The organism is Kosakonia sp. ML.JS2a, assembly GCF_025642095.1.
In the GTDB taxonomy this organism is placed as follows: Bacteria; Pseudomonadota; Gammaproteobacteria; order Enterobacterales; family Enterobacteriaceae.
In genome coordinates, this window is record NZ_CP106754.1 from 4,044,665 (window position 1) to 4,065,757 (window position 21,093).

The window sequence follows — 21,093 nt, forward strand, 5'->3', positions numbered from 1 at the left end:
GCGATGCATAATACCCGCAACGATGCATAACTCAACTTGTAATACTGGAAGCTTAGCTGACAGCGCTATAATGGTTGAAGCAACACCTGGCGCAGTTGCAGGTGAGGAGGATAAATGAGAATTACCGTACTCGGATGCGGTGCTTTAGGGCAATTGTGGTTAACGGCCTTGTGTAAGCACGGGCATGAAGTACAAGGATGGTTACGCGTTCCACAGCCGTTTTGCAGTGTGAATGTCGTTGATGAAGACGGCTCCATTTTTAACGAATCCCTGACGGCCAACGATCCTGAATTTCTGGCTCGCAGCGACTTACTGCTGGTCACGCTGAAAGCGTGGCAGGTTTCCGATGCAGTGAAGGGCCTGGCCTCCGTGCTCTCCCCGACCACGCCCGTTTTACTGATCCATAACGGTATGGGCACCGTAGAAGAACTCAAAGCACTGCCCAATCCTCTGCTGATAGGCACCACAACCCATGCCGCCCGTCGTGACGGTAATGTGATTGTGCATGTCGCCAGCGGAACAACCCACATTGGTCCGGCGCGGCAGCAAGACGGTGACTTCAGTTACCTGGCGGACATTCTGCAGGACGTGCTGCCAGACGTCGCCTGGCATAACACCATTCGCCCGGCGCTGTGGCGCAAGCTGGCGGTGAACTGCGTGATCAACCCGTTGACCGCGCTGCGTGACTGTAAAAACGGCGACCTGCGGGATTTTCCGGATGAGATCCAGAAAGTCACCCGCGAAGTGGCCGCGGTGATTGAGCGTGAAGGCCACCATATCTCGCCAGACGATTTGCTGTCTTATGTACATCAGATCATTGAAAATACGGCGGAAAATATCTCGTCAATGTTGCAGGACGTGCGCGCGATGCGCCACACAGAATGTGATTATATCACCGGCTATTTGCTCAAACGGGCGCGCGCGCATGGCATCGCTGTGCCGGAAAACGCCCGTTTGTATGAAATGATTAAACGTAAGGAGAGTGAGTATGAGCGCATCGGCTCTGATATGTCTCGCCCCTGGTAGTGAAGAGACCGAAGCGGTTACCACTATCGATCTGCTGGTGCGTGGCGGTATTGCCGTCACCACCGCCAGCGTCGCCAGCGATGGCAACCTGACTATTACCTGTTCTCGCGGCGTTAAACTGCTGGCGGATGCGCCGCTGGTAGAAGTCGCAGATGGCGATTTTGACATTATCGTGCTGCCTGGCGGGCTGAAAGGCGCGGAGTGTTTCCGTGACAGTCCGTTACTGGTGGAAACGGTGCGCCAGTTTCATCTTTCCGGGCGTATTGTCGCGGCGATTTGCGCGGCGGCTGGCACCGTACTGGTGCCGCACGAGATTTTCCCGCTCGGCAATATGACCGGTTTTCCGGGCCTTAAAGAAACCATTCCGGCCGATCAGTGGCAGGATAAACGCGTGGTGTGGGATCCCCGGGTCAATTTACTCACCAGCCAGGGGCCTGGCACCGCCATTGACTTTGGACTGAAAATCATTGATCTGCTGGTCGGGCGCGAGAAGGCCCATGAGGTAGCCTCACAATTGGTGATGGCGGCGGGGATCTATAATTACTACGAATAAGATGTATGCCGGATGGCGGCGTTTGCCCCCTCCGGCATCTTCACTTACGGGCGATAAACCTTCACGTTCTGGAAGCCCTGCTCGCGCAGGTAGAGCGCCTGAAGGCGACTCATCACACCGCGTTCACACCACAGCAGCCAGGTTTTGCTCTGATCGAGATCGCCAAATTTGGTGCTCAGCTTGTAGAACGGCAGCGAAACCACGTCGACTCCCTCCAGCTGTAATGGCTTGTCATCCTGTTCATCAACAGAACGAATATCCAGCACCACATCATTCGGACCAAAGCCGCTGACGGTTTCAACTTCAACCACGTCTTCTTTGGTCTGCTGGGCGATTTCACGAATATCGATGTTGCTGGCATCCGCGACCACCTGATCGAGAATCGCAAAATCGAAATGCGCTTCTTCCGCTTCGATCTTCGCTTTTACCGCTTTTACCGTCGGGCTTTTGGAGATCACGCCGCAATATTCCGGCATGGTGCGGGCGAAATCTTCGGTACCGATTTCGCGCGCCAGATCGATGATGTGCTCTTTGTCGTAGGAGATCAGCGGGCGCAGCACCAACGTATCAGACACGTTATCAATCAGTCGCAGGTTGGTCAGCGTCTGACTGGAGACCTGACCCAGCGCTTCACCGGTAACCAGCGCCTGCACCCCGTAGCGTTCTGCCACTTTTGATGCCGCACGTACCATCATACGTTTCAGCACCACGCCCATCTGACCGTCATCCACTTTTTCGAGGATCTCGCCGACCACCGGCTCAAAGTTAATCGCCACAAAACGCACACGGTGCGAGCTACCAAAACGGTTCCACAGATAATGCGCCACCTGGCGAACGCCGATTTCATGGGCCGCACCGCCAAGGTTAAAGAAGCAATAGTGTACGCGACAGCCACGGCGCATCAGCATATAACTGGAAACGCCGGAATCGAACCCACCGGAAATCAGCGACAGCACATCTTCCTGGGTGCCAATCGGGAAACCCCCGATACCTTCGTAACGGCCCTTAACCAGCAGCAGACGATCGTCTTCAATTTCGAGGTTAACCGTCACATCCGGGTGAGTCAGTTTGACGCGCGCCGACTCAACATGCTGGTTCAGACCGCCGCCGACATAGCGTTCCACTTCAATGGAGCTGAATTCGTGCTTACCGCGGCGTTTCACGCGTACGCAGAAGGTTTTACCTTCAATCTGCTCACGGTACTGCACCAGCGCTTTTTCAAAAATGTCGTGCAGCGAAGTGAAAGGGACGTCTTCCACTTCCAGAATATGGTGAATACCCGGGATGCGGGTCAGTGCATCGCGGATAACCAGACGCTGGTTTTCATCTTTGGCGCGGACTTCAATGTTGTCCCAGTGGCGGACAACAGCAAGCGTCTCGTCATACTGCTTTAGAACGTTACGAATGTTCCCGGTAAGAATTTTAATAAAGCGCAAACGCACAGATTGGCTTTTGATGGTGATTTCCGGGAACAATTTAATGATAAACTTCATGGCGGCAATGGTTCGTTGGCAAGCCCGTAAGGCCTGTGAAGGGAAAAAATACAGCAGCCCATACCCGCGGCTGCATCCAGGCGCGCAAGTATACCACCATCGCGAAGATCTTGTGCAACGCATTACCATTGCGCGTTATTTGCTTAGTTCCGCGACTTCGCTACCATAACGTCATTGGATTGAGTCGGAAAACAGAAGAGTCAGACATTCACTATGCCAAAGAAAAATGACGCACCGGCCAGTTTTGAAACTGCGCTGAGCGAACTGGAACAGATTGTCACTCGTCTTGAAAGCGGCGATCTCCCGCTGGAAGAGGCGCTCAATGAATTTGAACGTGGCGTGCAACTGGCGCGCCAGGGACAGGTAAAACTGCAGCAGGCGGAACAACGCGTGCAAATCCTGTTGTCCGACAACGAAGAAGAGCCGCTTACGCCTTTCGCACCGGATACCGAGTAAATGGATTTTAACCAACAGCTGCAAACCTGTGTTGATCAGGCCAACGACGCGCTACGTCGTTTTATCGATCCGCTACCCTTTCAGAACACTCCTCTGGTTGAGGCCATGCAATACGGCGCACTATTAGGCGGTAAACGGCTGCGTCCATTTCTGGTTTACGCCACCGGCAGCATGTTTGGTGTGAGCCGGCAAACGCTGGATGCCCCTGCCGCTGCGGTGGAGTGCATTCATGCTTATTCGCTGATCCATGACGATCTGCCCGCCATGGATGACGATGATTTACGCCGTGGTCTGCCAACGTGCCATATCAAGTTTGGCGAAGCCAATGCCATCCTCGCGGGAGATGCATTGCAAACGCTGGCGTTCTCGATCCTTGCCGATGCGCCAATGCCGGAAGTCGCCCCCCGCGATCGACTGAGTCTGGTTTCAGAGCTGGCTACCGCCAGCGGTGCGGCCGGGATGTGCGGCGGTCAGGCTCTGGATCTGGCCGCAGAAGGTGAGCAGGTTTCGCTGGATGCACTGGAACAGATCCATCGCCATAAAACCGGCGCGCTGATCCGCGCAGCGGTCAGAATGGGAGCGTTAAGCGCTGGCGACAGAGGCCGGGAAGCATTGCCGTTGCTCGATCGCTATGCGGAAAACATCGGTCTGGCTTTCCAGGTTCAGGATGACATTCTGGATGTTGTCGGCGATACTGCGACGCTTGGTAAGCGCCAGGGCGCCGATCAGCAACTTGGTAAAAGCACCTATCCTGCACTGCTGGGCCTTGAGCAAGCCCGGACAAAAGCCCGCGACCTGATTGACGATGCCCGCCAGGCGCTAAGCCAGCTGTCGGCGCAATCACTGGATACAACGGCACTGGAAGCACTGGCGAATTACATAATCCAGCGTGATAAATAAACCAACATGCTATAACGAGTTGCTGATGAGTTTTGATATAGCCAAATACCCGACGCTGGCGCTGGTTGATACCACACAAGAGTTGCGTCTGCTGCCGAAAGAGAGCCTGCCGAAGCTGTGCGACGAGCTGCGTCGCTACCTGCTGGATAGCGTGAGCCGTTCCAGCGGGCACTTCGCTTCCGGGCTTGGCACGGTCGAGCTGACCGTTGCGCTGCACTACGTCTACAACACCCCCTTCGACCAGCTGATCTGGGACGTTGGCCATCAGGCCTATCCGCACAAGATCCTGACCGGGCGCCGGGATAAAATCGGCACTATCCGGCAGAAAAATGGTCTGCACCCCTTCCCGTGGCGTGGCGAAAGCGAATATGACGTACTGAGCGTGGGCCACTCGTCCACCTCAATCAGCGCCGGGATCGGTGTTGCCATCGCGGCCGCGAAAGAGGGCAAACAGCGGCGCACCGTCTGCGTGATTGGCGACGGCGCGATCACCGCCGGGATGGCGTTCGAAGCGATGAACCACGCCGGGGATATTCGCCCCGATATGCTGGTGGTGCTCAACGACAACGAAATGTCGATTTCCGAAAACGTCGGTGCGCTGAATAACCATCTGGCGCAACTGCTTTCCGGCAAGCTTTACTCCACACTGCGCGAGGGCGGTAAAAAAGTCCTCTCCGGCGTACCGCCGATCAAAGAGCTGATCAAGCGTACCGAGGAACATATCAAAGGTATGGTCGTACCGGGTACGCTGTTTGAAGAACTGGGCTTTAACTATATCGGCCCGGTGGACGGGCATGACGTGCTGGGACTGGTGCAAACGTTGCGCAATATGCGCGACCTGAAAGGCCCGCAATTCCTGCATATCATGACCAAGAAAGGCCGTGGGTATGAGCCGGCTGAAAAAGATCCGATCACCTTCCACGCGGTGCCAAAATTCGATCCCACCAGTGGAACATTACCGAAAAGCAGCGGCGGAATGCCCTCTTATTCGAAAATCTTCGGCGACTGGCTATGCGAAACGGCGGCCAAGGACAATAAGCTGATGGCGATCACCCCGGCAATGCGTGAAGGCTCCGGTATGGTGGAATTTTCACGCAAATACCCGGATCAATACTTCGATGTCGCCATCGCCGAGCAACATGCAGTGACGTTCGCTGCGGGCCTGGCCATTGGCGGTTACAAACCCGTTGTGGCGATCTACTCGACGTTCCTGCAACGCGCGTATGACCAGGTGATCCACGATGTGGCGATCCAGAAACTGCCGGTGCTGTTCGCTATCGATCGCGCAGGGATTGTCGGCGCTGACGGGCAAACGCACCAGGGAGCCTTTGATATCTCCTATCTGCGCTGCATTCCCGATATGGTGATCATGACGCCGAGCGACGAAAACGAGTGTCGCCAGATGCTGTTCACCGGTTATCACTATGCAGAGGGGCCAAGCGCAGTGCGCTACCCACGAGGCAACGCCGTTGGCGTGCCGCTGCAACCGCTGGAAAAACTGCCTCTCGGTAAGGGTCTGGTGAAACGTCGTGGTGAGAAGCTGGCGATCCTCAACTTCGGCACCCTGCTGCCGGAAGCGGAAAAAGCGGCGGAGGCGCTGAACGCGACGCTTATCGATATGCGTTTTGTTAAGCCGCTGGATGAAGCCCTGATTCTGCAAACCGCCGCCACTCATGACGCGCTGGTCACGCTGGAAGAGAATGCCATTATTGGCGGCGCGGGCAGCGGCGTGAATGACGTCCTGATGGCTCACCGTAAACCGGTGCCGGTACTGAATCTTGGCCTGCCAGACTTCTTTATCCCGCAAGGTACGCAGGATGAAGCGCGCGCAGACCTGGGGTTGAATGCCGCAGGCATTGAAGCCAGCATCCGTCACTGGCTGGCCTGACCCTCCCCTTTCCACTCCTGCTATGCTTAAACGTACGTTTGACGAGCAGGAGTGGAACCATGCAATACAACACATTAGGAAAAACAGATCTTCGGGTTTCCCGCCTTTGCCTTGGCTGCATGACATTTGGCGAACCTGACCGGGGTAAACACGCCTGGACGCTGCCGGAAGAGAGCAGCCGCCCGATTATCCGGCGCGCGCTGGAAGGCGGCATCAACTTTTTCGACACCGCGAACAGTTACTCTGACGGCAGCAGTGAAGAGATTGTTGGTCGCGCGCTGCGCGATTTTACCCGCCGCGATGAGGTGATTGTTGCCACCAAAGTCTATCACCAGGTGGGGGATCTGGCGGAAGGCCTCTCCAGGGCGCAGATCCTGCGCTCCATTGATGACAGTCTCAAACGTCTGGGTATGGAGTATGTCGATCTCCTGCAGATCCATCGCTGGGATTACACCACGCCGATTGAAGAAACCCTCGAAGCGCTTAACGATGTGGTGAAAGCCGGTAAAGCGCGCTATATCGGTGCATCTTCCATGCATGCCCGGCAATTTGCCCAGGCGCTGTCGCTCCAGGCGGAACACGGCTGGGCGCGTTTTGTCACCATGCAGGATCACTACAATCTGATCTACCGGGAAGAAGAGCTCGACATGCTGCCGCTGTGCGACAAAGAAGGGGTCGCGGTGATCCCGTGGAGCCCGCTGGCGCGCGGTCGTTTAACCCGTCCGTGGGGAGAAACCACCGCCCGTCTGGTCTCCGATGAGTTTGGTAAAACGCTGTACAGCGAAACCGATGAAAACGATGCGCAGATTGCAGAGCGTCTGGCGGGTGTGGCAGAAGAGACAGGGGCATCGCGCGCGCAAGTGGCGCTGGCATGGTTACTCAGCAAACCGGCCATTGCCGCACCGATTATTGGCGCATCCCGGGAAGAGCAACTCGACGAACTGCTGGGCGCAGTGGATTTAACGTTGAAGCCGGAGCACATCGCCGAACTCGAAACGCCGTATCAGCCACATCCGGTGGTGGGGTTTAAATAATAAACGGCCCGGCAGCATTTCGCTTACCGGGCCTGCATATTTTACTGCAGGGAAGGCATTAACCGCCCTCCGGCACAGCACAATTAAATCAGCCCAATCGGCCAGTGGTGGCCAATCAGGTACAGCAACCCGGCGGCGATGATCCCGGCGACAATATCATCCACCATGATCCCCATCCCGCCGTGAACGTTGCGATCAAACCAGCGGATCGGCCACGGCTTCCACATATCCAGAATACGGAACAGCACAAACCCCACGGCCACCCACTGCCAGTCATGGGTGGGTAATGCCATCAGCGTTATCCACATCCCAATGAATTCATCCCAGACAATGCTGCCGTGATCGTGTACGCCCATATCTTTTGCCGTCTGGTGACAAAGATAGACACCAATGGAAATGCCCAGCATCACCAGCAGTGAATAGATCTGCCAGGGTAAAAACGTCATCCCCCACCAGAAAGGAATCGAGGCCAGCGAACCCATCGTTCCTGGTACTATCGGGCTCAAACCACTGCCAAAGCCGGTAGCCAGCAGATGCCAGGGATTGCGTAAATTGAGGCGGCTTTTGGCGATGTCTTTAGTGCGCGGCAAAGTGGTCATATCCTTTCATATCGAGCGTAACGGGCTTGCCGTCACGCGTAAAATGCAGCCCGTCGATATCGGCGCTCATCTGCCCTATACAAGTAACAGGCACGCCAAGGTGACCGATTGCCACATCCAGCGCGCCGCGGTTCAGTTCCGGCACAGTAAAGCACAGCTCATAATCTTCCCCCCCAGAAAGCGCCCAGCGCAGCCCCTGCTCTTTCTCTACATGTCGGCGGAAAGCGTCTGAATAGGGCAGCAAATCCAGGTCGACGCGCGCGCCGCAGCCGCTGGCGTGCAGAATATGGCCCAGATCGGAAATCAGACCATCTGAAATGTCGATTGCCGAGCTGGCAAGATTGCGTAACGCCTGGCCATGCAGAAGACGCGGTGTCGGTCTCAGGTGACGCTGGCGCAGATAAGCTGCGTCTTCGCGGTTTTTCACCACTAAACGCTGCTGCAAAATCGCCAGCCCGGCAGCGCTATCGCCCGGCGTGCCGGTGACATAAATCCAGTCGCCTGGTTTTGCGCCGTCGCGTTTCATGGCGCGCCCAACCGGCACATAGCCATGAATGCCAATCGTCATCGACAGCGGTCCGCGCGTGGTGTCGCCGCCAATGAGTTGCATATCGTAGTAACTGAGTTGTTCAAACAGGCTATCGCTGAAGGCCTGCAGCCAGGCGTCATCCGCATCCGGTAAGGTCAACGCCAGCGTCATCCACGCCGGATCGGCGCCAACCGCAGCCAGATCGCTAAGGTTAACCGCCAGCGCTTTATACGCCAGATCGGCCGGATCGATATCCGGCAAAAAGTGGTTGCCCGCCACCAGCGTATCCACGCTTATTGCCAGCGTCTGTTTTTCGGGAACATTGAGCAGTGCGCAGTCGTCACCGATGCCGGTTTCTACATCGCGACGGGAGTGACGTACACGGTCAAAATAACGGGCAATCAGGGAAAATTCGCCGCATGCCATACGTTATGCCTCGGTAGAAAAAAGAAAAAGCCGGGACAAGCGAGCAGAGTGCAGCGCTTATCACCGGCTTGCGGATCACTTTTTGTGGGGACGGATCGCAGGTGCGGCTTTATCCAGCACGCCGTTAACAAACTTGTGGCTGTCTTCAGCGCCAAAGGTTTTTGCCAGTTCGATAGCTTCGTTGATGGCCACTTTATACGGCACATCATCACGTTTAGACAGTTCGAACAGTGCGATACGCAATACCGCTTTCTCGACCTGGCCCAGCTCTTCCAGCATGCGGGACAGGTACGGCTTCATTAAGCCATCGAGATATGCGCTATTGGTCGCCACCCCGCTCAGCAGTTCACGGAAGTACAGGACGTCAACATCTTTAACGTCTTGCTCCGCCAGGAACTGGTATTCAACATCAGCGATGTCGTTCTGGGACAACTGCCAGGAGTAAAGCGCCTGGACGGCACACTCACGGGCGCGGCGACGAGCAGCAGGTTTCACGGAATTCCCCTTACAAAAAAATCAGGCCTTAATGGCTTTCAATACATTAATCATTTCAAGCGCGGTCAGCGCAGCTTCTGCGCCTTTGTTACCGGCTTTGGTACCAGCGCGTTCGATGGCTTGTTCAATACTTTCAGTGGTCAGCACGCCAAACGCGACAGGAATTTCGCTATCCTGCGCAACATGCGCCAGGCCATTGCTTGCACCACCAGCAACATATTCGAAGTGCGCAGTGCCACCGCGGATCACCGTACCGAGCGCGATCACCGCATCGTATTTGCCGGTTTTCGCCAGCGCGCCTGCCGCCAGCGGCAGTTCGTAAGCGCCAGGCACCCACACGACGGTGATATTGGCGTCTTTCACCTGACCGATGCGTTTCAGCGCATCAATCGCGCCTTCCAGCAGGCTGTCGTTGATGAAGTTGTTGAAACGCGCGATGGTGATGGCGACGTGAGCGTCAGGAGCAGCGACGTTGGCTTCAATAATGTTCATACATATCCTTCACAGGTTCAGTTCGGACCCCGCAGGGGGGCGGATTTTATCATAATATTTTACGCGCTGCTTCCCTTTTACAGCGGGCATCACGCGTGGGTAAGATGCAGGCAGACATCCGGGCCAACCTGACGTATCTCATTGAATTTAAATTGTGGAGCATCGGCCAGCGCCGACAGTCCCGGCAATACGCATAACCCGCGCGCATCGCTGCCAAGCAGCTTAGGCGCGAGGTAAATAATCAGTTCATCCACCAGGCCGGCCTGCAATAACGCGCCAGCAAGGTTAGCACCGGCTTCAACCCACACGCTGTTGATTTGCTGTTTTCCCAGCAACATCATCAACGTAACCAGATCCGCATGGCCGTTATGCTCCGGTACAATAATTTCCCGCACACTTTGCGGCCAGGCGCGATCGTCTGCTTTCGTCCGGGCAAACCAGGTTTCACCTGCCTGCTGGCTAATGCGGTGCTGCGGTGTGACCCTGTTCTGGCTGTCGACAACAATACGCACTGGCTGGCGTACGTTCTCTTGCGGATAAAGCGCCTGCGTGTCGGCGTTTAACTCCTCCCAGCGTACGGTCAGCGCGGGATCGTCCGCCAGCACGGTTGCACTGCTGGTCAGAATGGCATGGCTCTGCGCGCGCAATAACTGTACATCGCGACGCGCCTGCGCCGAGGTGATCCACTGACTTTCGCCATTCGCCATCGCAGTGCGGCCGTCCAGCGATGCCCCCAGCTTGAGCTGCACATAGGGAAACCCGGTGCGCATGCGTTTGAGGAAGCCCTTATTCAGCACTTCGGCTTCGCTCATCATCAGCCCGTGGCTGACCTCAATGCCTTCCTGTTGTAGACAGTATAAGCCGCGACCGGCAACCTGCGGGTTGGGGTCCTGCATCGCCGCAACAACGCGCGCGACGTCAGCGGCAATCAGCGCTTCGCAGCACGGCGGCGTACGGCCATGGTGACTGCACGGCTCCAGCGTGACATACGCCGTTGCGCCGCGGGCGCGATCGCCTGCCATACGCAGCGCATGCACTTCAGCATGGGGTTCACCCGCACGATAGTGAAAACCTTCGCCAACGATCTCGCCATCTTTCACAATCACGCAGCCGACGCGCGGATTCGGATGGGTGGTAAAGCGACCTTGCTGCGCCAGTTTCAGCGCACGGGCCATATACATTTCGTCCTGCATGCTTAGTCCTGTAGGCGAGCGATCTCTTCGCCAAACTCGCGAATATCTTCAAAGCTGCGGTAGACGGAGGCAAAGCGAACATAGGCCACTTTATCGAGCTTTTTAAGCTGCTCCATCACCAGATTACCGATCATTTTACTCGGCACTTCGCGTTCGCCTGTTGCGCGAAGTTGCGATTTAATATGGTTCAGCGCCATTTCCACGTCATCCGCGCTTACCGGACGTTTTTCCAGCGCTTTCAGCATACCGCTGCGCAGTTTGTCTTCGTTGAACGGCTCACGCACATCATTGCTCTTCACCACCCGCGGCATCACGAGTTCCGCCACTTCAAAGGTGGTGAAACGCTCGTTGCAGACCAGACACTGCCGACGGCGGCGAACAGAAGAACCTTCACCCACCAGACGAGAATCAATTACTTTGGTATCCACGGCGAAACAGAATGGGCAATGCATACGGTGTCCTGACGTTAGAGTTAACTGAAATCTATTTTACCCTGAACTGGCATGACTACAAAGGCAGACCGTTTTTGAGACAATGGATCGATGGCAACCACAGCGTTGCGATCTACCATTACTGAGATCCTCATTTTCAAGGAAACAGACACAATGACAAGACGTTACCTAAGAACACTCTTACTGGGAAGCCTTTTTGCCCTCAGTGCCTGCGCCCAGCAAAGCGAAGTCCGTCAGTTGCATCAGAGCGTCAGCACGCTGAACAACGAAATGAGCAAACTGAATAAAGAAACGGTCAAAATCACCCAGCAAAATACCCTGAATGCGAAATCCGGCAGCGGCGTATATTTGCTACCGGGTGCGAACACCCCGGCTCGCCTGAATAGCCAGATTGGTATGTTGCGCATGTCATTGCAAAACATTGCGCCAAACGCTGGCGGCACCCGCGTCGTACTACGTATCCAGGGCGAGTCCAACGATCCGTTGCCCGCCTTCAGTGGTACGGTCGAGTGGGGGCAGATTCAGGGCACAACCGAAAACTATCAGGAAGTGAATGTGCAGAATCAGCTGATTAACGCGCCTGCCAGCACCCTTGCGCCAAGCGATGTGGACATTCCGCTGCAACTCAACGGCATTACGCCGGACCAGTTAGGCTTTGTGCGCATTCACGACATTCAGCCCACCAATTTGCAGTAAGTCGTCAGGGGTGACGTTGTCGCCCCTGCTTGCTTTTTGTCATGCTTTTTCTTCTTTTCCTTCATCCCGTCATCACATTCACGAATTTGCAATATTGATAAATGCCAGTACAATCGCCCTCGTTTATTGCACGCAAACGTGAACGCAATCGATTACGCGCGTGTCAGTAATGTGAAACAACACATATTTTTGTGAGCGCGGATACTTATAATAGGCGTCCAGAAATATGAAACATTTAGAAACTCAATGCGTGCTTTCTTTCACTCCCGTCTGGGATCTCAATCAGTGGCGAAATGATGAAAAAAATAATCCTCGCAGCCGGTGCTGCTCTGACGCTTTCCGCTTCTTTCACTGCCAACGCAGCGGATAACAGCAAACCTGAATACCTTTCCGACTGGTGGCACCAGAGCGTAAACGTGGTGGGGAGTTATCACACCCGTTTCGGACCTGTCCCGCGTAACGATACCTACCTGGAATATGAAGCATTCGCCAAGAAAGATTGGTTTGATTTCTACGGCTATATGGATGCGCCGGTATTCTTCGGGGGTAACACCGGTGCGAAGGGGATCTGGAACCACGGCTCTCCGCTGTTTATGGAAATCGAACCGCGTTTCTCCATTGATAAACTGACCGGCACTGACCTGAGCTTCGGTCCGTTCAAAGAGTGGTATATCGCCAACAACTACATCTACGATATGGGCCGCAACGCGTCTGGTCGCCAGAGCACCTGGTACATGGGTCTGGGTACCGACATCGACACCGGTCTGCCGATGAGCCTGTCTCTGAACGTGTATGCGAAATACCAGTGGCAGAACTACGGGGCCACTAACGAGAACGAGTGGGATGGCTACCGTTTCAAAGTGAAATACTTTGTACCGATCACCACGCTGTGGGGCGGCCAGCTGAGCTACATCGGCTTTACCAACTTTGACTGGGGTTCAGACCTGGGCGACAGCCGTTACTACGTGAATGGCGAACAGCTTCGTACCAACAACTCCATCGCGTCCAGCCATATTCTCTCTCTGGGCTACGATCACTGGCATTACTCTGTTGTTGCGCGTTACTGGCACAATGGCGGTCAGTTCAAAGATGATGCATCACTGGGTGGCGATGTCTACGCACGTTCTACCGGTTGGGGTGGTTACCTGGTAGTGGGTTACAATTTCTAATTCCGTGCTAACGCTTGCCGGGTGGCGTTCAGCCACGGCCAGCGCATCCAGCCCGAAAAGCCGATCGCAAGGTCGGCTTTTTTATTTCGCGTAGGCTTCTTTCTGCAAGCGGATAAACTCTTGCATTGAGCGATCGGGCCGCTCGGCGAATGCTTTCCCGGTAAAGGTCACGCCCTGGCAACGATCCAGGCGAAAACAGCGGTAATCATCACGCAGTTCACACCACGCCACCAGTACCCACGTCGCCCCCATAAAGGATAATCCCAGCGGATGGATCACCCGTTCGGAAGCTTCCCCCTTCTCGTCCTGGTAGTGCAGATACAGCTCCTGATGCAGGCGCATTGCCTGATGAATAACATCAAACCAGACGCGAACCTGCGGAAATCTGTCAAAATTCGGCGAAATAATGCGGTTACGTTCAGCCGCGATGCGTTTATCGTACGGCAACACCGCCAGCAGTTTCTCTTGTGCTGAACCGGCAGCCTGCGCCAGCACATCGCCGCTCCAGGTTTGCAGCATACCAATCGCGGCGATCAGCGCCTCTACTTCCATGCTGGTAAACATCAATGGCGGGAGATCAAAACCGGGCATCAGGCGATACCCACTTCCGGCTTCGCCCTGAACCGGCACGCCAGACAGCGATAAATCGCGGATATCGCGATAGATGGTGCGTTCAGAAACCTCCAGTCGCTCAGCCAGCAACGCGGCCGTCACTCGTCGGCGGGTTCTCAGGACTTGTACTATCTGAAACAGACGATCGGCGCGGCGGCTCATGGTCGTTTTCCGGGAAAAATCAGCCTGCGCGGTATGCGCAGGCTCAAAGTATATTATGCAGGCTGGTGCAAACCTACCCGATTACCTTCACTGTCAATAATCAGCGCAATGGTACCAATATTGTCCGGTAATACCTGTGGGCCAAAGCAGCATTCCCCTTGTTTCTCACGCACGCGCTCAAGTGCGGCATTAATATCTTCCGTCGCGAGGTAAATCACTGCGCCGCCGTTCGCAGGCTGGAACATCGGGCCTTTTACCAGCGCGCCACCCGTGGCAGGTTTGATATGCGGGAATACCGCCATCTCAATGCCGGTCACCGTCTCACGACGAAATTCACCGCCCAATACATGTTGATAAAACGCCACAGCGCGATCGAGTTGCTGCACCGGCAGCTCAAACCAGTTAATTAATGTGCTCATGTTCATCTCCTTTCTGTTTAGTCAGCAAGGAGATTTTGCCACCCCCCTCCTGACAGCATACTGTCAGGAGCGATCGTCAGGCGAAAAAAAACCGCAGACTGAGCTGCGGTTTTTCACAACAAACAAACGTTTACGGCAGAATGGACGGCTGATCCGCCCCTTCTTTCTCGACTTTCTGCTGCAGCAAGTGCTCGCGCTTCATCCCCATTTTCAACGCCAGTGCGGAGGCGACGTAAATGGAAGAAGCCGTACCGATGGAAACCCCGATCAGCATGGTCAGTGAGAAGCCTTTCAGCATCGCGCCACCGAACAGATACAGCATCAGGATCACCACCAACGTCGTACCGGAGGTGATCAAAGTACGATGCAGGGTCTGCGTCAGCGAGATGTTAAAGATCTCATACGGCGTACCGCGACGGATCTTACGGAAGTTCTCACGGATACGGTCAGATACCACGATACTGTCGTTAAGGGAGTAACCGATCACCGACATCAGCGATGCCACAATGGTCAGGTCAATCTCAATCTGGAACAGCGACAGCACGCCCATGGTGATGATCACGTCGTGCGCCAGCGCGATAACCACACCAGCAGCCAGACGCCATTCAAAACGGAAACCGACATACACCAGAATGCTGATCAGCGCCACCAGCAGCGCCATGCCGCCCGTTTGCGCCAGATCCGCCCCCACGCTCGGGCCGACGAATTCAATGCGCTTCACAGCGGCATTCTGGCTGGTGGCTTCATTAATGACGCTCACAACCTTACTGCCCAGTACCTGCCCGCCGGTTTCACCCTGCGCAGGCGGCATACGCACCATAATGTCGCGGCTGCTGCCGAAGTTCTGCAGCAGCGGCTCTTTGAAGCCCGCTTTCTCCAGCGCGTCGCGCATCAGATCCATATCCGCTGGTTTTTCCAGCGAAATTTCGATAACCGTACCACCGGTAAAATCCAGGCCCCAGTTAAAGCCGCGAACGCCCATCACCACGATGGACAGGATCAGCAGCCCGCCGGAAATCATAAAAGCCCAGTTGTCCCAGCGCATAAAGTCCCAGACTTTACGGCCGTGGTTCAATTGTTCAACAGTATAATCCTGTGCCACAACGCACTCCTCAGATAGACAGCTTGTTAATGCGTTTGCCGCCGTACAACAGGTTGACGATGGCACGGGTACCGACAATGGCGGTGAACATCGAGGTCGCCACACCGATACCGGTAGTGATCGCAAACCCTTTAATTGACCCCGTACCTACCGCGTAAAGAATAAGCACTTTGATCAACGTGGTGATGTTCGCATCGAAAATGGACGAAAACGCGCCCTGATAACCTTCGTGGATAGCCTGCTGGATCGAACGACCGTTGCTCAGCTCTTCCTTAATACGTTCGTTTATCAGTACGTTGGCGTCCACCGCCACCGCAAGCGTCAGCACGATCCCCGCAATCCCCGGCATGGTCAGCGTTGCGCCAGGCAACAAGGACATAATACCGACAATTAATACCAGGTTAGCCACCAGCGCAGAGGTCGCGATAAGACCAAACTTCTTATAGAAGAAGATCATAAAGATGATGGAGACCACCAGACCCGCCAGGCAGGCTTCCAGACCCTGAGTAATGTTCTGTGAACCCAGCGTTGGACCAATGGTGCGCTCTTCAACAATTTGAATCGGCGCAATCAACGCACCAGCGCGCAGCAGCAGCGACAGCTGACGTGCTTCGTTCGGATTGTTAATCCCCGTAATACGGAAGCTGTTGCCGAGGCGAGACTGGATATTGGCGATGTTAATCACCTCTTCCTGTTTCACCAGCACCGCACGACCGTTAGCATCTTTTTTACCGCTGTCTTTGTACTCCACAAACAGGGTCGCCATCGGCTTGCCGATGTTGTCCTTGGTGAAGTTAGACATGATGTTGCCGCCCGCACTGTCCAGCGAAATGTTGACCTGCGGCTGGTTGTACTCATCCTGGCTTGAGGTTGAGTCAGTGATATGGTCACCGGTCAGGATCACGCGTTTGTACAGGACAACCGGCTGACCTTCACGCGTCTGTTTGACTTCAGAATCGCCCGGAACACGGCCAGCGGCGGCTGCGGAAGCATCCACACTGCTGTTGACCAGACGGAATTCCAGCGTTGCGGTCGCGCCCAGAATCTCTTTAGCACGCGCAGTATCCTGAATACCCGGCAGTTCAACCACAATACGGTCAGCACCCTGGCGCTGCACCAGCGGTTCGGCAACGCCGAGCTGGTTAACACGGTTACGCAGGATGTTGATGTTCTGCTGAACCGCGTATTCGCGCGCTTCGCTCAGACGCGCATCGCTCATCACTGCGCGCAGTACGTTGTCGCCCTGGTTGGAGATAACCAGATCGCGGTGACGGTTTGTCAGATAAGCGTTCGCCTGATCGCGCGCCGCGCTGTCGCGGAACTGAATGCTCAGGCCATAGTTATCTTCCTTACGCACGGTGGTGTAAGGAATGCTTTTATCGCGCAGATCGCTGCGCAGGCTGTCGATATTCTGTTCCTGCAATTTGCCAAGCGCCGTTTGCATGTCGACTTCCATCAGGAAGTGCACGCCGCCACGCAAGTCGAGGCCGAGTTTCATCGGTTCGGCTTTAATGTAGGTCAACCAGCGCGGGGTTGCCGGCGCAAGGTTAAGCGCCACAACGTATTGGTCGCCTAACGCGCTGACCAGTACTTCGCGGGCACGGAGCTGCGTATCGGTAGAATCGAAGCGAGCAAGAATCGCGCCCTCTTCCAGTGCCACAGACTTCGCGTTGATTTTTTCTTTTTGTAGATCGTTCTGGACCTGGATCAGCGTTTGCTCACTGGCGGCGACGCCGCGCGCGCCAGTGATCTGAACAGCCGGATCCTCACCATACAGGTTGGGAAGTGCGTAAAGCAGGCCGACGATAATCACGACGACCAGCATGATGTACTTCCACAAAGGATAACGGTTTAACACGGCAGTTCCCTTTGGGAAAACGATAGATTACAGCGCCTTCATGGTGCCTTTCGGCAGAACGGCAGCTACGAAGTCACGTTTGATGACCACTTCAGTGGTGTCGTTCAGCGCGATAGCAATGTAGCCGGTTTCCGCTACTTTGGTTACGCGACCTACCAGGCCACCGTTGGTCAGTACTTCATCACCCTTCGCGATGGAGTCCATCAGCTTTTTATGCTCTTTGGTGCGTTTTTGCTGCGGGCGCAGGATCATGAAGTAAAAAATCAGACCGAACACAACCAGCATCAGGATCAGAGACATCGGGCTGCTCTGTCCCGGCGCGCCTGCTGCGGCTACCGCATCAGAAATAAAAAAGCTCATTCAAATTCCCTCATTATTAAATTAATCAACGTTCAAAGGTGGAACCGGTCGACCCTGTCGTTGGTAAAAATCCGCTACGAAGCTCTCTAATTTACCCTCTTCAATAGCCTTGCGTAAACCAGCCATTAAGCGCTGATAGAACCGCAGGTTATGAATGGTGTTGAGACGCGCGCCCAATATTTCGTTGCAACGATCAAGATGATGCAAGTAGGCGAGCGAATAATTGCGACATGTATAGCAATCACACTCGGGATCGAGCGGGCCGGTATCGCTTTTATATTTCGCGTTACGGATTTTCACCACGCCATTGGTCACAAACAGATGGCCATTACGGGCGTTACGCGTCGGCATAACGCAGTCAAACATATCAATACCGCGACGCACACCTTCAACCAGATCTTCCGGTTTCCCCACGCCCATCAGGTATCGTGGTTTGTCTGCCGGGATCTGCGGGCAGACGTGCTCCAGAATGCGGTGCATGTCTTCTTTCGGCTCGCCAACAGCCAAACCGCCGACAGCGTAGCCATCAAAGCCAATCTCTACCAGACCTTTGACAGAGATATCGCGTAAATCTTCGTAAACGCTGCCCTGAATAATGCCAAACAGCGCATTTTTATTTCCCAGCCCATCAAAACGGTCACGGCTGCGCTTCGCCCAACGCAGAGACATCTCCATGGAGCGCTTTGCATAGTCCCACTCTGCCGGGTAAGGCGTGCATTCGTCGAAAATCATTACGATATCGGAACCGAGATCGTATTGAATCTCCATCGATTTTTCCGGATCGAGGAAAATCGGATCGCCATTGATCGGGTTACGGAAATGAACACCCGCTTCGGTGATCTTACGGATGTCGCCAAGGCTAAAGACCTGGAAGCCGCCGGAATCGGTGAGGATCGGCCCTTTCCACTGCATGAAATCGTGCAGATCGCCGTGCAGCTTCATAATTTCCTGGCCCGGGCGCAGCCACAAGTGGAAGGTATTGCCCAGAATGATCTGCGCACCCGTCGCTTCCACTTCTTCCGGCGTCATCCCTTTTACGGTGCCGTAAGTGCCCACAGGCATAAATGCCGGCGTTTCCACAACGCCACGCTCAAACACCAGGCGGCCACGGCGCGCGCGCCCGTCGGTAGTATCGAGTTCAAATTTCATTTCTTCTCCAACATCAGAGAAACAGTCTGATGATAACTAACCTGTTGCGGAATCACTCCACAACGTCGAATTGACCAATCCGCACGCAAGGCGTTATTGGCGCAGCCAGTCTGAACGCGGGCAACGCGCAGCAACCGGAACGTACACGTAGTACGTGAGGATGACTCGCTTCGCTCGCCCTAAAGGGCCGCCGCAAGCGGCGTTCAAAATGCCATCACATTTTGTGCGAGCGCTGCCCAGGTCCAAAATGGCAAGTAAAATAGCCTTATCAAGTACGCTCTAAAAGAGCTTGCGGATTGTACGTGATAAACATCGCATCACCGTAACTAAAAAAGCGATATTTCTCCGCAACTGCGGCGTGGTACGCATTCATGGTGTGTTGATAACCGGCGAAAGCGGAAACCAGCATAATCAGCGTCGATTCAGGCAAATGGAAATTGGTGACCAGCGCATCGATCACCTGGTACTGATACCCCGGATAGATAAAGATCTGCGTATCGCCGAAGAACGGGGCAATCAACGCATCCTTCGCCGCCTGCGCAGCGCTTTCCAGCGAGCGCACAGAGGTGGTGCCGACCGCCACCACACGGTTGCCGCGGGCTTTTGCCGCCAGCACCGCGTCCACAACCTCCTGCGGCACTTCAGCGTACTCGGAATGCATGATGTGGTCTTCAATGCTGTCAACGCGCACGGGCTGGAAAGTCCCGGCCCCGACATGCAGGGTGACAAAGGCCATTTCAATGCCTTTTTCGCGCAGACGCGCCAGCAACGGTTCATCAAAATGCAGGCCCGCCGTCGGTGCAGCTACCGCACCGGGTTTCTGGCTGTAAACGGTCTGGTACAGCTCGCGATCGGCGTCCTCATCGGGTCTGTCGATATACGGCGGCAGTGGCATATGGCCGATGGCATTGAGAATATCCAGCACCGGTCGCTCGTCATGGAATTCCACTTCGAATAACGCGTCGTGGCGCGCCACCATGGTTGCCTGAATATCTTCCCCATCGCCCAGCAACAGTTCTGCTCCGGGTTTCGGCGCTTTAGAGGCGCGGATATGCGCCAGAATACGTTTATCATCGAGCATGCGCTCAACCAGCACTTCAATCTTGCCGCCGCTGGCTTTGCGGCCAAACAGACGCGCCGGAATAACGCGGGTGTTATTGAACACCAGCAGGTCGCCGGGGTTGAGCTTATCGAGTAAATCGGTGAAAGTACCATGCGTCAGCGCGCCTGTTGGGCCATCCAGCGACAATAAGCGGCAACTGCTGCGCTCGGGCTGCGGGTAATGGGCAATCAGGGATTCAGGTAATTCAAAGGAAAAATCGGCAACGCGCATGACACTAACTCGATACATATTTAAGAGGCGGGTAGTCTAGTGCCCACGCCCCTTCGCTGCAACCGTTAGCCGCTTTTGGATAAACAATAGAGATGAACTTTTTAGCACACCTGCACCTTGCCCATCTGGCTGACAGCTCCCTTCCCGGTAACCTGCTGGCGGATTTTGTGCGCGGCAATCCGGAAAACCTCTACCCGCAAGCGATCGTCGACGGTATTCATCTGCATCGCCGTATCGATGTGATGACCGACAATCTACCGGAAGTGAAAATAGCCCGTGAAGCCTTCCGCCCGCTAACACGCCGGGTCGCGCCTATCACTCTCGATGTGATGTGGGATCACTTCCTGTCACGCCATTGGGCGCAGGTCTCGCCGGATTTTCCGCTGGATGAATTCATCCGTTACGCCCACGCGCAAGTAGCCACCATCCTACCCGATTCCCCGCCGCGTTTCGTCAATCTGAACAATTACCTGTGGTCAGAACGCTGGATGGAGCGCTACCGTGAAATGCACTTTATTCAGAACGTACTCAACGGCATGGCCAACCGCCGCCCACGCCTTGAAGCGCTGCGCGATTCCTGGCAGGATCTGGACGCCAATTACGCGCTGCTCGAGCGGTTATTCTGGGATTTCTACCCACGAATGATCGCTCAGGCGAGTGCCCGGTCGTTATAACGCTTGCGCTTTTGCCCATCGCC

23 protein-coding genes are annotated in these 21,093 nt (G+C 55.1%); 9 read left to right on the forward strand and 14 right to left on the reverse strand.

Annotated elements, in window-relative coordinates:
• The first annotated feature begins 114 nt into the window (after positions 1-114).
• On the forward strand, positions 115-1,026 hold the full coding sequence (panE, locus tag N7922_RS19165) for a 2-dehydropantoate 2-reductase (protein ID WP_263097806.1): 912 nt from the start codon (positions 115-117) through the stop codon (positions 1,024-1,026).
• Complete coding sequence (yajL, locus tag N7922_RS19170; protein ID WP_263097807.1) at positions 989-1,579, forward strand: protein deglycase YajL; 591 nt, start codon at positions 989-991, stop codon at positions 1,577-1,579. The genes panE and yajL overlap by 38 nt, the downstream gene beginning before the upstream one ends.
• Positions 1,580-1,623: 44 nt before the next feature.
• Here the strand turns inward: yajL and thiI are convergent, their stop codons facing one another.
• Complete coding sequence (gene thiI, locus N7922_RS19175) at positions 1,624-3,072, reverse strand: tRNA uracil 4-sulfurtransferase ThiI (RefSeq protein WP_263097808.1); 1,449 nt, start codon at positions 3,070-3,072, stop codon at positions 1,624-1,626.
• Positions 3,073-3,285: 213 nt separating this feature from the next.
• On the opposite strand from thiI, the gene xseB reads away from it, so the two are divergent.
• From xseB to N7922_RS19195, 4 genes are read left to right on the forward strand one after another with little or no spacing between them, the layout of a single operon-like run.
• Entirely contained in the window at positions 3,286-3,528 is a 243-nt protein-coding gene (xseB, locus tag N7922_RS19180; RefSeq protein ID WP_263097809.1) for an exodeoxyribonuclease VII small subunit, read from the forward strand.
• Positions 3,529-4,428 carry a (2E,6E)-farnesyl diphosphate synthase gene (gene ispA, locus N7922_RS19185; RefSeq protein ID WP_263097810.1) on the forward strand — a complete coding sequence of 300 codons (900 nt, stop codon included), beginning with the start codon at positions 3,529-3,531 and terminating at the stop codon, positions 4,426-4,428. It abuts the gene before it with no gap.
• A gap of 25 nt (positions 4,429-4,453) precedes the next feature.
• Positions 4,454-6,316 carry a 1-deoxy-D-xylulose-5-phosphate synthase gene (gene dxs / locus N7922_RS19190; protein ID WP_263097811.1) on the forward strand — a complete coding sequence of 621 codons (1,863 nt, stop codon included), beginning with the start codon at positions 4,454-4,456 and terminating at the stop codon, positions 6,314-6,316.
• 59 nt (positions 6,317-6,375) lie between these two features.
• Positions 6,376-7,350: an aldo/keto reductase gene (locus tag N7922_RS19195; protein WP_263097812.1), complete on the forward strand. Its 975-nt coding sequence runs from the start codon at positions 6,376-6,378 to the stop codon at positions 7,348-7,350.
• 83 nt (positions 7,351-7,433) lie between these two features.
• Here the strand turns inward: N7922_RS19195 and pgpA are convergent, their stop codons facing one another.
• From pgpA to nrdR, 6 genes are all read right to left on the reverse strand, one after another.
• Positions 7,434-7,949 (reverse strand): phosphatidylglycerophosphatase A, encoded by a 516-nt coding sequence (gene pgpA, locus N7922_RS19200; protein ID WP_263097813.1) that lies wholly within the window; start codon positions 7,947-7,949, stop codon positions 7,434-7,436.
• Complete coding sequence (thiL, locus tag N7922_RS19205; protein WP_263097814.1) at positions 7,927-8,904, reverse strand: thiamine-phosphate kinase; 978 nt, start codon at positions 8,902-8,904, stop codon at positions 7,927-7,929. The genes pgpA and thiL overlap by 23 nt, the downstream gene beginning before the upstream one ends.
• A gap of 75 nt (positions 8,905-8,979) precedes the next feature.
• Complete coding sequence (gene nusB, locus N7922_RS19210; protein WP_061497221.1) at positions 8,980-9,399, reverse strand: transcription antitermination factor NusB; 420 nt, start codon at positions 9,397-9,399, stop codon at positions 8,980-8,982.
• A gap of 21 nt (positions 9,400-9,420) precedes the next feature.
• Positions 9,421-9,891, reverse strand: coding sequence for a 6,7-dimethyl-8-ribityllumazine synthase (ribE, locus tag N7922_RS19215; protein ID WP_263097815.1), 471 nt, complete (start codon positions 9,889-9,891; stop codon positions 9,421-9,423).
• Positions 9,892-9,980: 89 nt separating this feature from the next.
• Positions 9,981-11,084, reverse strand: a complete 1,104-nt coding sequence (ribD, locus tag N7922_RS19220; RefSeq protein ID WP_263097816.1) for a bifunctional diaminohydroxyphosphoribosylaminopyrimidine deaminase/5-amino-6-(5-phosphoribosylamino)uracil reductase RibD — start codon at positions 11,082-11,084, stop codon at positions 9,981-9,983.
• 2 nt (positions 11,085-11,086) lie between these two features.
• Positions 11,087-11,536, reverse strand: coding sequence for a transcriptional regulator NrdR (nrdR, locus tag N7922_RS19225; RefSeq protein WP_054804396.1), 450 nt, complete (start codon positions 11,534-11,536; stop codon positions 11,087-11,089).
• 153 nt (positions 11,537-11,689) lie between these two features.
• Here nrdR and N7922_RS19230 point away from each other — a divergent pair, with 153 nt between their 5' ends.
• Complete coding sequence (locus N7922_RS19230; RefSeq protein ID WP_263097817.1) at positions 11,690-12,232, forward strand: DUF3251 domain-containing protein; 543 nt, start codon at positions 11,690-11,692, stop codon at positions 12,230-12,232.
• 296 nt (positions 12,233-12,528) lie between these two features.
• Positions 12,529-13,401 carry a nucleoside-specific channel-forming protein Tsx gene (locus N7922_RS19235; RefSeq protein WP_263100956.1) on the forward strand — a complete coding sequence of 291 codons (873 nt, stop codon included), beginning with the start codon at positions 12,529-12,531 and terminating at the stop codon, positions 13,399-13,401.
• An 81-nt stretch (positions 13,402-13,482) separates the two neighbouring features.
• On the opposite strand, the gene N7922_RS19240 is transcribed toward N7922_RS19235, so the two are convergent.
• From N7922_RS19240 to queA, 7 genes are all read right to left on the reverse strand, one after another.
• The gene (locus N7922_RS19240; protein WP_263097818.1) at positions 13,483-14,175 is read right to left on the reverse strand and encodes a helix-turn-helix transcriptional regulator; all 693 of its coding nucleotides are present in this window, start codon (positions 14,173-14,175) and stop codon (positions 13,483-13,485) included.
• Between the two features lie 53 nt (positions 14,176-14,228).
• Positions 14,229-14,594 carry a VOC family protein gene (locus N7922_RS19245; protein WP_263097819.1) on the reverse strand — a complete coding sequence of 122 codons (366 nt, stop codon included), beginning with the start codon at positions 14,592-14,594 and terminating at the stop codon, positions 14,229-14,231.
• Positions 14,595-14,724: 130 nt separating this feature from the next.
• Complete coding sequence (gene secF, locus N7922_RS19250; RefSeq protein WP_263097820.1) at positions 14,725-15,696, reverse strand: protein translocase subunit SecF; 972 nt, start codon at positions 15,694-15,696, stop codon at positions 14,725-14,727.
• Positions 15,697-15,706: 10 nt separating this feature from the next.
• On the reverse strand, positions 15,707-17,554 hold the full coding sequence (gene secD, locus N7922_RS19255; RefSeq protein ID WP_263097821.1) for a protein translocase subunit SecD: 1,848 nt from the start codon (positions 17,552-17,554) through the stop codon (positions 15,707-15,709).
• A 27-nt stretch (positions 17,555-17,581) separates the two neighbouring features.
• Positions 17,582-17,914 (reverse strand): preprotein translocase subunit YajC, encoded by a 333-nt coding sequence (gene yajC, locus N7922_RS19260; protein WP_061497239.1) that lies wholly within the window; start codon positions 17,912-17,914, stop codon positions 17,582-17,584.
• Positions 17,915-17,935: 21 nt separating this feature from the next.
• Positions 17,936-19,063, reverse strand: coding sequence for a tRNA guanosine(34) transglycosylase Tgt (gene tgt, locus N7922_RS19265; protein ID WP_263097822.1), 1,128 nt, complete (start codon positions 19,061-19,063; stop codon positions 17,936-17,938).
• A 268-nt stretch (positions 19,064-19,331) separates the two neighbouring features.
• Positions 19,332-20,396, reverse strand: coding sequence for a tRNA preQ1(34) S-adenosylmethionine ribosyltransferase-isomerase QueA (gene queA / locus N7922_RS19270; RefSeq protein ID WP_263097823.1), 1,065 nt, complete (start codon positions 20,394-20,396; stop codon positions 19,332-19,334).
• A 92-nt stretch (positions 20,397-20,488) separates the two neighbouring features.
• Here queA and acpH point away from each other — a divergent pair, with 92 nt between their 5' ends.
• Positions 20,489-21,070 (forward strand): ACP phosphodiesterase, encoded by a 582-nt coding sequence (acpH, locus tag N7922_RS19275; protein ID WP_263097824.1) that lies wholly within the window; start codon positions 20,489-20,491, stop codon positions 21,068-21,070.
• Positions 21,071-21,093: the final 23 nt, after the last annotated feature.

What these genes read in the sequence shown, in the direction of transcription:
- ispA (WP_263097810.1), top strand. Translation starts at nt 3,529, where the DNA reads ATGGATTTTAACCAACAGCTGCAAACCTGTGTTGATCAGGCCAACGAC.
- queA (WP_263097823.1), bottom strand. Translation starts at nt 20,396, where the DNA reads ATGCGCGTTGCCGATTTTTCCTTTGAATTACCTGAATCCCTGATTGCC.
- panE (WP_263097806.1), top strand. Translation starts at nt 115, where the DNA reads ATGAGAATTACCGTACTCGGATGCGGTGCTTTAGGGCAATTGTGGTTA.
- ribD (WP_263097816.1), bottom strand. Translation starts at nt 11,084, where the DNA reads ATGCAGGACGAAATGTATATGGCCCGTGCGCTGAAACTGGCGCAGCAA.
- tgt (WP_263097822.1), bottom strand. Translation starts at nt 19,063, where the DNA reads ATGAAATTTGAACTCGATACTACCGACGGGCGCGCGCGCCGTGGCCGC.
- acpH (WP_263097824.1), top strand. Translation starts at nt 20,489, where the DNA reads ATGAACTTTTTAGCACACCTGCACCTTGCCCATCTGGCTGACAGCTCC.
- yajL (WP_263097807.1), top strand. Translation starts at nt 989, where the DNA reads ATGAGCGCATCGGCTCTGATATGTCTCGCCCCTGGTAGTGAAGAGACC.
- N7922_RS19245 (WP_263097819.1), bottom strand. Translation starts at nt 14,594, where the DNA reads ATGAGCACATTAATTAACTGGTTTGAGCTGCCGGTGCAGCAACTCGAT.
- N7922_RS19235 (WP_263100956.1), top strand. Translation starts at nt 12,529, where the DNA reads ATGAAAAAAATAATCCTCGCAGCCGGTGCTGCTCTGACGCTTTCCGCT.
- yajC (WP_061497239.1), bottom strand. Translation starts at nt 17,914, where the DNA reads ATGAGCTTTTTTATTTCTGATGCGGTAGCCGCAGCAGGCGCGCCGGGA.
- xseB (WP_263097809.1), top strand. Translation starts at nt 3,286, where the DNA reads ATGCCAAAGAAAAATGACGCACCGGCCAGTTTTGAAACTGCGCTGAGC.
- thiL (WP_263097814.1), bottom strand. Translation starts at nt 8,904, where the DNA reads ATGGCATGCGGCGAATTTTCCCTGATTGCCCGTTATTTTGACCGTGTA.
- N7922_RS19240 (WP_263097818.1), bottom strand. Translation starts at nt 14,175, where the DNA reads ATGAGCCGCCGCGCCGATCGTCTGTTTCAGATAGTACAAGTCCTGAGA.
- N7922_RS19195 (WP_263097812.1), top strand. Translation starts at nt 6,376, where the DNA reads ATGCAATACAACACATTAGGAAAAACAGATCTTCGGGTTTCCCGCCTT.
- ribE (WP_263097815.1), bottom strand. Translation starts at nt 9,891, where the DNA reads ATGAACATTATTGAAGCCAACGTCGCTGCTCCTGACGCTCACGTCGCC.
- dxs (WP_263097811.1), top strand. Translation starts at nt 4,454, where the DNA reads ATGAGTTTTGATATAGCCAAATACCCGACGCTGGCGCTGGTTGATACC.
- pgpA (WP_263097813.1), bottom strand. Translation starts at nt 7,949, where the DNA reads ATGACCACTTTGCCGCGCACTAAAGACATCGCCAAAAGCCGCCTCAAT.
- thiI (WP_263097808.1), bottom strand. Translation starts at nt 3,072, where the DNA reads ATGAAGTTTATCATTAAATTGTTCCCGGAAATCACCATCAAAAGCCAA.
- nrdR (WP_054804396.1), bottom strand. Translation starts at nt 11,536, where the DNA reads ATGCATTGCCCATTCTGTTTCGCCGTGGATACCAAAGTAATTGATTCT.
- N7922_RS19230 (WP_263097817.1), top strand. Translation starts at nt 11,690, where the DNA reads ATGACAAGACGTTACCTAAGAACACTCTTACTGGGAAGCCTTTTTGCC.